This is a genomic window from Streptomyces laurentii, assembly GCF_040635425.1.
GTDB lineage: Bacteria > Actinomycetota > Actinomycetes > Streptomycetales > Streptomycetaceae > Streptomyces > Streptomyces laurentii.
In genome coordinates, this window is the sequence record NZ_JBEYHT010000012.1 from 146,734 (window position 1) to 156,341 (window position 9,608).

Annotated in this window: 6 protein-coding genes; 3 read left to right on the plus strand and 3 right to left on the minus strand. The window is 72.2% G+C overall.

Annotated features, from left to right (window positions below):
* Positions 1 to 109: 109 nt before the first annotated feature.
* Positions 110 to 427 carry a heavy-metal-associated domain-containing protein gene (locus ABZ693_RS11045; protein WP_359875514.1) on the plus strand — a complete coding sequence of 106 codons (318 nt, stop codon included), beginning with the start codon at positions 110 to 112 and terminating at the stop codon, positions 425 to 427.
* Between the two features lie 133 nt (positions 428 to 560).
* Entirely contained in the window at positions 561 to 2,816 is a 2,256-nt protein-coding gene (locus ABZ693_RS11050; RefSeq protein WP_359875515.1) for a heavy metal translocating P-type ATPase, read from the plus strand.
* 557 nt (positions 2,817 to 3,373) lie between these two features.
* Here ABZ693_RS11050 and ABZ693_RS11055 read toward each other — a convergent pair.
* The 3 genes from ABZ693_RS11055 to ABZ693_RS11065 all read right to left on the minus strand — a co-directional run bounded on the left by ABZ693_RS11055 (position 3,374) and on the right by ABZ693_RS11065 (position 8,063).
* A complete protein-coding gene (locus tag ABZ693_RS11055; protein ID WP_359875516.1) occupies positions 3,374 to 4,663 on the minus strand; it encodes a citrate synthase in 1,290 nt (429 codons plus the stop codon).
* Between the two features lie 179 nt (positions 4,664 to 4,842).
* Positions 4,843 to 7,071 carry an SF1B family DNA helicase RecD2 gene (gene recD2, locus ABZ693_RS11060; RefSeq protein ID WP_359875517.1) on the minus strand — a complete coding sequence of 743 codons (2,229 nt, stop codon included), beginning with the start codon at positions 7,069 to 7,071 and terminating at the stop codon, positions 4,843 to 4,845.
* Positions 7,072 to 7,127: 56 nt separating this feature from the next.
* Entirely contained in the window at positions 7,128 to 8,063 is a 936-nt protein-coding gene (locus ABZ693_RS11065; protein ID WP_359875518.1) for a LysR family transcriptional regulator, read from the minus strand.
* 206 nt (positions 8,064 to 8,269) lie between these two features.
* Between ABZ693_RS11065 and ABZ693_RS11070 the strand changes: the two genes are divergently transcribed.
* On the plus strand, positions 8,270 to 9,595 hold the full coding sequence (locus tag ABZ693_RS11070; RefSeq protein ID WP_359875534.1) for an MFS transporter: 1,326 nt from the start codon (positions 8,270 to 8,272) through the stop codon (positions 9,593 to 9,595).
* The last annotated feature ends 13 nt before the right edge of the window (positions 9,596 to 9,608 follow it).

The following is a 9,608-nucleotide window of genomic DNA, read 5'->3' on the forward strand; positions in this document are numbered from 1 at the left end:
CACCGGATTCCATACCCCCTAGGGGTACAGTGGGTGGTAAGTACGGCGTGCGGCCCCGCACACCGCGGGACCACGCACCACAGCGCACCGCCTCGAAGAGGAGAAGCCCATGACCGCCGAGACCCGGACCGAACTTCCGCAGGCCACCGCCTCCTGCTGCTCTCCCACCGGCGCGTGTCACGACGGCGGCGCGAAGGCGGCGGACACGGCGGACGGCATCACCACCGTCTACCAGGTCAAGGGCATGACCTGCGGCCACTGCGAGGGGGCCGTCAACAGCGAGATCTCCGAGATCGAGGGCGTCGCCTCGGTCGCCTCGGTCTCCGCCACCGGCCTGGTCACCGTGGTCTCCGCCGCCCCGCTCGACGAGGAGGCCGTCCGCGCCGCCGTCGACGAGGCCGGCTACGAGCTGGTGGGCCTCGCCTGAATCCGAGGCGTAGAGCACAGACGTCACACAGGCAGTACCTGGTCGGACCCGTCCGGCCCCGAGGCGGTCCCCGCCTCGCCTTCGCAGGGTCGTACGGTGACTACGTACGGCCCTGCTCCTGTTTGGAACCGCCATGACCTCCACGATCACCGAGCTGACGATCGGCGGGATGACCTGCGCGTCCTGCGCGGCCCGCGTCGAGAAGAAGCTCAACCGGATGGAGGGGGTGACCGCGAGTGTCAACTACGCCACCGAGAAGGCCCGCGTCGAGCACCCCGAGGACCTCCCGGTCACCGATCTGATCGCCACCGTCGTCAAGACGGGCTACACCGCCGCGGAACCCCCGCCCCCGGAACCCGAACCGGAACCGGACGCGGAGCCGGCGGAAGCGGCGGACCCCGGCCGGGACCCCGGCCGGGACCCCGACCGCGACCCCGAGGTCGACGCCCTGCGGCAGCGGCTCACCGTCTGCGCCGTCCTCGCCCTGCCGGTCGTCCTCCTCGCGATGGTCCCCGCGCTCCAGTTCGACCACTGGCAGTGGCTGAGCCTCACGCTCGCCGCGCCCGTCGTCGTCTGGGGCGGGCTGCCCTTCCACCGCGCCGCCTGGACCAATCTGCGGCACGGCGCCGCCACCATGGACACCCTCGTCTCGGTCGGCACCCTCGCCGCCTTCGGCTGGTCCCTGTGGGCGCTGTTCCTCGGCGACGCCGGCATGCCCGGCATGCGGCACGGCTTCGACCTCACCGCCTCCCGCGAGCACGCCTCCTCCACCATCTATCTGGAGGTCGCCGCCGGAGTCGTCACCTTCATCCTGCTCGGCCGCTATCTGGAGGCCCGCGCCAAGCGCCGGGCCGGCGCCGCCCTGCACGCCCTGATGCGGCTCGGCGCCAAGGACGTGGCGGTGCTGCGCGGGGGTACGGAGGTACGGATCCCGGTCGGCGCGCTGCGGGTCGGCGACCGTTTCGTGGTCCGGCCCGGCGAGAAGATCGCCACCGACGGCACCGTCACGGAGGGCGCGTCCGCCGTGGACGCGTCCATGCTCACCGGCGAGTCCGTCCCGGTCGACGTGCTGCCCGGCGACAGTGTCACCGGCGGCTGCGTCAACACCTCGGGCCGCCTCGTCGTCGAGGCCACCCGGGTCGGCGCCGACACCCAGCTCGCCCGCATGGCCAAGCTCGTTGAGGACGCCCAGAACGGCAAGGCGGAGGTGCAGCGGCTCGCCGACCGGATCTCCGCCGTGTTCGTCCCCGTCGTCATCCTCATCGCGCTGGGCACCCTGGTCGCCTGGCTCCTGCTGACCGGCGAGACCACGGCCGCCTTCACGGCCGCCGTCGCCGTCCTGATCATCGCCTGCCCCTGCGCCCTCGGCCTGGCCACCCCGACCGCCCTCATGGTCGGCACCGGCCGCGGCGCCCAGCTCGGCATCCTCATCAAGGGCCCGGAGGTCCTGGAGTCCACCCGCAAGGTCGACACCGTCGTCCTGGACAAGACCGGCACGGTCACCACCGGCCGGATGGAGCTGACCGGGACACACGTGTACGGGGGCGCGTACGGCTCCGGCGGTACGGACGAGGCGGAGCTGCTGCGCCTCGCGGGCGCCCTGGAGCACTCCTCCGAGCACCCGGTCGCCCAGGCCGTCGCGGCCGGCGCCGCCGCGGTGGTGGGCGAGCTGCCCGTACCGAAGACCTTCGAGAACGTGCCGGGCCTCGGGGTGCGCGGCTCCGTCGAGGGACATCTGGTCCTGGTCGGGCGCGCCGCGCTGCTCACGGCCGAGGGGATCGAGGTGCCGGGGCAGGCCGCCCCGGGCGTGGTGCACGTCGCCTGGGACGGGCGGGCGCGCGGCACGCTGACGGTCGCCGACGCGGTCAAGGAGACCAGCGCGGAGGCGGTCGAGCGGCTGCGCGGGCTCGGGCTGCGGCCGGTGCTGCTGACCGGGGACGCGCGGAGCGTGGCCGAGCGGGTGGCGGCGGAGGTCGGCATCGACGAGGTGATCGCCGAGGTGCTGCCGCAGGACAAGGTGGACGTGGTCCGGCGGCTCCAGGCCGAGGGCCGGGTGGTCGCGATGGTCGGCGACGGCGTGAACGACGCCGCCGCGCTGGCCACGGCCGATCTGGGCCTGGCGATGGGCACCGGGACGGACGCCGCGATCGAGGCGAGCGATCTGACCCTGGTCCGCGGGGACCTGCGGGTCGCGGCGGACGCGATCCGGCTGTCGCGACGCACGCTCGCGACGATCAAGGGGAATCTGGGCTGGGCCTTCGGCTACAACGTCGCGGCGCTGCCGCTGGCCGCGGCCGGGCTGCTCAACCCGATGATCGCGGGCCTCGCGATGGCCTTCTCGTCGGTGTTCGTGGTGACCAACAGCCTGCGGCTGCGGCGTTTCTCGTGAGCCTGCGGGGGCCGCGCGAGGGCCGCACCGGGGCCGGATCGGGGCCGTACGAGTTCGGCGGCGAACCGCCGCCGAACTTGACCCGCCCGTGACGCCACGGGACCTTCCCAAAGAGATCTAGATCACAGATATTGGGGGGTAACCATCTGGGCCGTTCGTGAGTCTAAGTGGGCGATGCCAAGAACGTCTTGGGGGACGTTCATGGGATGTCTTGGGGGACGTCCCAGGCAAGCGCGGCCGGGGCACGTGCATCGGGGAGCTTTGAGCGGCCCTCCCGTACGTACCCCGGCAGACCGCGCCGACCGGCGCCCGGCCCGGATCCCGTGGGGGGAATCCGCACCGGGGATATGGGAAGCGCCCCGTTCGTCGACCCGTGGGGGGATCGGCGGCGGGGCGCTTCCGCTTACGCGGCTCAGGCGACCGGGACAGCCCGGCGGCCTACGCGTCCGAGACAGCGTGAAGCCGGACCCGGGCGGTACGCACGGTGTCCGGCTTCGAAGCCTTGACAGAGCGGGACCGGCCGCGGCACGGCGGGCCGGGGTCCGTCAGACCTGGCTTCAGCGGGCCTCGACCGGGACGAAGTCGCGCTCGACGACGCCGGTGTAGATCTGGCGCGGGCGGCCGATGCGGGAACCCGGCTCCTTGATCATCTCGTGCCACTGGGCGATCCAGCCCGGGAGGCGGCCGAGGGCGAAGAGGACCGTGAACATCTCGGTCGGGAAGCCCATGGCGCGGTAGATCAGACCCGTGTAGAAGTCCACGTTCGGGTAGAGGTTGCGCGAGACGAAGTACTCGTCGGAGAGCGCGTGCTCCTCCAGCTTGAGCGCGATGTCCAGCAGCTCGTCGGACTTGCCGAGGGCCTTGAGGACGTCGTGCGCCGCGGCCTTGATGATCTTGGCGCGCGGGTCGAAGGACTTGTACACCCGGTGGCCGAAGCCCATCAGGCGGACGCCGTCCTCCTTGTTCTTCACCTTGGTGATGAAGGTGTCGACATCGCCGCCGTTGGCCTTGATGCCTTCGAGCATCTCCAGCACGGACTGGTTGGCGCCACCGTGCAGCGGGCCCCACAGGGCCGAGATGCCGGCGGAGACCGAGGCGAACATGTTCGCCTGCGAGGAGCCGACCAGACGCACGGTGGAGGTCGAGCAGTTCTGCTCGTGGTCCGCGTGCAGGATGAACAGCTTGTTGAGCGCGGAGACGACGACCGGGTCGAGGTCGTACTCCTGGGCCGGGACCGAGAAGGTCATGCGCAGGAAGTTCTCGACGTAGCCGAGGTCGTTACGCGGGTAGACGAACGGGTGACCGATCGACTTCTTGTACGCGTAGGCCGCGATCGTCGGCAGCTTGGCGAGCAGCCGGATCGTGGAGAGGTGACGCTGCTGCTCGTCGAACGGGTTGTGGCTGTCCTGGTAGAAGGTGGACAGCGCGGAGACCACGGAGGACAGCATGGCCATCGGGTGGGCGTCACGCGGGAAGCCGCGGAAGAAGTTCTTGACGTCCTCGTGGACCAGCGTGTGCTGGGTGATCTCGTTCTGGAAGACGGTGAGCTCGTCCTTCGTGGGCAGCTCGCCGTTGATCAGGAGGTAGGCCACCTCCAGGAAGGTCGACTGCTCGGCGAGCTGCTCGATCGGGTAGCCGCGGTACCGCAGGATGCCCTTCTCGCCGTCCAGGTAGGTGATGGCGGATTTGTAGGCGGCGGTGTTGCCGTATCCGCTGTCGAGAGTGACCAGACCGGTCTGGGCTCGGAGCTTCCCGATGTCGAAGCCCTTGTCGCCGACGGTGCTCTCGACCACCGGGTAGGTGTATTCACCGTCCGCGTACCGCAGTACTACAGAGTTGTCGCTCACGTCATCCCTCACCGACGTAGTGCCTCTTCTTCGAGGTGCCCTGACTGTCTCTACCATCCCCCATTTGGCTCAGGAGAGTGCACTCGGGGTCGACCATTGGGCCAATTGGCGGCACTCAGTGCCGCCAACCTGCTTATCCTGCCCCCTTCGCCCCGGTTCCGAAAGCCCCTCGTGATCTTTCACACGACAGCACCCCCTGTGAGCCGGTACGCGAGTGCGGTAAAGCGCCGTCCGGCCGAGACCGTGCGCACCGCCTGGGCGATCGCGCGCCGGGAGCCGACCAGCACCACGAGCTTCCGGGCACGGGTGACGGCCGTGTAGAGCAGGTTGCGCTGGAGCATCATCCAGGCACTGGTGGTGACCGGGATCACCACGGCCGGGTACTCGCTGCCCTGTGAGCGGTGGATGGTCACAGCGTAGGCATGGGCCAGCTCGTCCAGCTCGTCGAAGTCGTACGGCACCTCCTCGTCCTCGTCCGTGCGGACGACGAGCCGCTGCTCGACCGGGTCGAGGGCGGTCACGACGCCGACCGTGCCGTTGAAGACGCCGTTGGCCCCCTTCTCGTAGTTGTTGCGGATCTGGGTGACCTTGTCGCCGACCCGGAAGACCCGGCCGCCGAACCGCTTCTCGGGCAGATCGGGGCGGGCCGGGGTGATCGCCTGCTGGAGCAGTCCGTTGAGCGAGCCGGCCCCGGCGGGGCCCCGGTGCATGGGGGCGAGGACCTGCACGTCGCGGCGCGGGTCGAGGCCGAACTTCGCCGGGATCCGGCGGGCCGCGACCTCCACGGCGACCCGGGCCGCGTCCTCCGTCTCCTCCTCGGCGAACAGGAAGAAGTCCGGCAGGCCGGTCGTGACGGGCGGGACGCCCGCGTTGATCCGGTGCGCGTTGGTGACCACCCCGGACTGCTGGGCCTGCCGGAAGATCCGGGTGAGCCGGACCGCCGGGACCGGGCCGCCGGGGGCGAGCAGGTCCCCCAGGACCTCGCCGGCGCCGACCGACGGCAGCTGGTCCACGTCGCCCACGAGCAGCAGGTGGGCACCCGGTGCCACCGCCTTCACGAGCTTGTTCGCGAGCAGCAGGTCGAGCATGGACGCCTCGTCGACGACCACCAGGTCGGCGTCGAGCGGCCGGTCCCGGCCGTACGCCGCGTCCCCGCCCGGCTTCAGCTCCAGGAGCCGGTGCACGGTCGACGCCTCGGCGCCGGTCAGCTCCGCGAGACGCTTGGCGGCCCGGCCGGTGGGCGCGGCGAGCACGACCTTGGCCCGCTTGGCCCGGGCCAGCTCCACGATCGAGCGGACCGTGAACGACTTGCCGCAGCCGGGGCCGCCGGTGAGCACCGCGACCTTTTGGGTCAGCGCCAGCCGTACCGCCTCCTCCTGCTCCGGCGCGAGCGACGCCCCGGTCCGCCGCGCCAGCCAGGCCAGCGCCTTGTCCCAGTCCACGTCCCGGAACCCGGGCATCCGGTCCTCCTCCGCGCGGAGGAGCCGGCGGACCTGTCCGGCGAGGGACAGCTCGGCCCGGTGGAACGGGATCAGGTACACCGCCATCACCGGCAGCCCCTCGGGACCGGGCACCTTCTCCCGTACGACCCCTTCGGGGTCCTCCGCCAGCCGGCCCAGGCACTCGATGACCAGGCCCGTGTCCACCTGGAGCAGCTTCACCGCGTCCGCGATCAGCCGCTCCTCCGGCAGGAAGCAGTGCCCCTGGTCGGCGGACTGCGACAGCGCGTACTGGAGCCCGGCGCACACCCGGTCGGGACTGTCGTGCGGGATGCCGACGGCCTGGGCGATCCGGTCGGCGGTGAGGAAGCCGATGCCCCAGACGTCGGCGGCGAGCCGGTAGGGCTGGTTCTTGACGACGGAGATCGAGGCGTCCCCGTACTTCTTGTAGATGCGGACGGCGATGGAGGTGGAGACGCCGACGCCCTGCAGGAAGACCATCACCTCCTTGATCGCCTTCTGCTCCTCCCAGGCCGCGCCGATCAGCTTCGTGCGCTTGGGGCCGAGCCCGGGCACCTCGACGAGCCGCTTCGGCTCGGTCTCGATGACGTCGAGGGTGTCCGTGCCGAAGTGGTCGACGATGCGCTCGGCGATCCGGGGGCCGATGCCCTTGATGAGGCCGGAGCCGAGGTAGCGGCGGATGCCCTGGATGGTGGCGGGCAGGACGGTGGTGAAGTTCTCGCAGGTGAACTGCCGGCCGTACTGCGGATGCGAGCCCCAGCGGCCCTCCAGGCGCAGCGACTCCCCCGGCTGGGCGCCGAGCAGCGACCCGACGACCGTCAGCAGGTCGCCGGAGCCGCGGCCGGTGTCCACGCGGGCGACGGTGTAGCCGGTCTCCTCGTTGGCGTAGGTGATCCGCTCCAGGACCCCGGTGATCACTGTCAGGCTGGGCGTCGTCGGGTGGGACATGCACTGACGGTAGCGAAGCCCTCGGACAGCGCGCGGGGCCTGTGGACAACTCGGGGTCAGTGGGGGGATGTCCAGGGCGGGACCCAGGTGCCGGTGGTCGCGGGGCCCGGGGCCGCGGTCTCCAGATGGGCGCGGAGGGCGGTCAGGGCCGGGTGCGGGTTGTCGCGGTGCCACAGCAGCGAGTGCGGGTAGACGGGCGTGGGGTCGGTCACCGGGATCCGGCGCAGGTCGTGGCCGGTGGGCCAGACGAGACGGGTCTGCTCGCTCATGAAGGTGGCCAGGGCCGGGGTGTCGGCGATGGTGTCGAGGAGCGCGTCGGAGCCGAAGTTGGGGCCGGTCGACTCGATGGTGAGGCCGTACGCGGCGACGAGGTCGGCGTAGTAGGCGGCCCACTCGGTCCCGGGGACGACGCCGGGCATCCAGATCCGGTGCCCGGCCAGCTCGGCGAGCGGCACCGAGCGGACGTGCGCGAGGGCGTGGGCGGGGCCGGTGAGGAGCTGGAGGGGCTCGTCGAGGACGCGGACGGACACGATGTCGGCGGGGAGCGGCCGGCCGGGCTCGCCGACGGCCCGGAAGGTCGCGTCGAGGGTGCCGGAGCGGAGGGCGGCGATTGCCTCGTCGATGTCGAACAGTTTCAGGACGTCGAGCTCGATGTCGGGGTGCCGCCGGTGGAAGTCGCGCATGAGGCCCGAGGCGGCGCCGCGCAGATTGATCACGTCGACGCGCAGGGGACGGCGGCCGACGCGGACGGACGCGACCGCGCGGTCGGCGACCCGCAGCAGTTCGCGCGCGTGGGGCAGGAAAGCCCGCCCGTCGATGGTCAGCTCGGCGCCGCGCGGCGTACGGGTGAACAGCCGTACGCCGAGTCCGCGCTCCAGCGCGGCGACGCGCTTGGAGACGGCCTGCTGGCTGACCGCCAGCTCGGCGGCGGCTTCCTGGAAGCGCCCCGTGTCGGCGGCGGCGACGAAGGTCCGGACGGTGTCGAGATCCATGCGGACACTGTAGGGGCACAACTGTTGGTTGTAGCCCGGGCGCCTTTTGGTTGTTTGATCCCTGGTGGTGCCGCTCGCTTGGATGGCTCCGATCGCGGATCGGTTGTACGGGTGAGCGGCGAGAGGGGTCGTGCGTGAGCGGCGGGCAAGGGCGGGGGCCGGCGCGGGGGCGGGGACCGGGACCGGGACCGGGACCGGGGCCAGGGCTGGGGCGGGGGCCAGGGCTGGGGCTGGGGCGGCGGTTCGGGTGGCTCTGGGCGGCGTACGGGACCAGCGCGCTCGGTACGTGGCTCGCGTTCGGCGCGCTGCCGCTGATCGCCATCCAGGTGCTGGACGCCGGTCCGGCCCGGGTCGCCGCGCTGTCCTCCGTGGGGGCGGCGGTGGGCGCGGTGGTGGCGGTGCCGCTCGGCCCGTGGGTGGAGTTCCGGCGCAAGCGGCCGGTGCTGATCGGCCTGGACCTGGCGCGGTGCGCGGCGCTGCTGACGATCCCGGTCGCGTACGCGCTCGGGGTGCTCACCTTCGTCCAGCTGCTGCTGGTGTCCGTCGTCGTCGCGGCGGCCGACATCGGCTTCCGGGCCGCCTCCGGCGCGTATCTGAAGACCCTCCTTCCGGCCGGGGACCTGCTCGTCGCCAACGCCCGGTTCGAGTCCACGGCCTGGACGACCACGATCGTCGGGCCGCCGCTGGGCGGTGTGGCGATCGGGCTGCTCGGGCCGGTGGCGACGGTGGTCGCCGACGCGGTCAGCTATCTGCTCTCGGCGCTCGGCATCCGCGCGATCGGGAACGGGGACGGGAGCGGGGAGGCCCGGCCGGTGAGACGTGCCGAAGACGCACGGATGCGGGCGGGGGACCTGCTCGACGGGTGGCGGTACATCCTCGCCGACCCGACCCTGCGGCCGCTGTTCCTCCACACCGCCGTCTTCAACGGTCTGGTGATGGCCACGGAACCCCTGCTGGCCGTCCTGATGCTGGGCCGGCTCGGCTTCACCCCGTGGCAGTACGGACTCGCCTTCGCCGTGCCCGCGATCGGCGGGCTCGTCGGGGCGCGGCTCGCCCGGCCGCTGGCCGCCCGGTTCGGGCAGCACCGGGTCCTGGCCGGGTCCGGGGCGCTGCGCGCGCTCTGGCCGCTCGGCCTCGTCTTCCTGGGGCCGGGGACCGGAGGGCTGCTTCTGGTGATGGGCGTCGAACTGGGGCTGATCTTCTGCTGCGCGGTCTTCAACCCCCTCTCCGCCACCTGCCGGCTTGAACGCACCCCGGCCGACCGGGTGGCCCGCACGCTGACCGCCTGGTCGGTGACGACCAAGGCGACGATCGCGCTCCTGACGGCGGTGTGGGGCGTGCTGGGCACGCTGCTCGGCCCCCGGACCGCACTCGGGGTGGCCGGCCTGCTCGTCCTGGCGACCCCGCTGCTGCTCCCGCGCCGGGCGGCGGCCCTCCCCGTCGAGCCGGGCACCGAACCGGGCGCGGAGCCGGGCACCGAACCGAGCGCGGAGCCGGGTGCCGCGCACGACCCGGCGCCGGGCCGCACCTGAGGGAAGGGGCGGC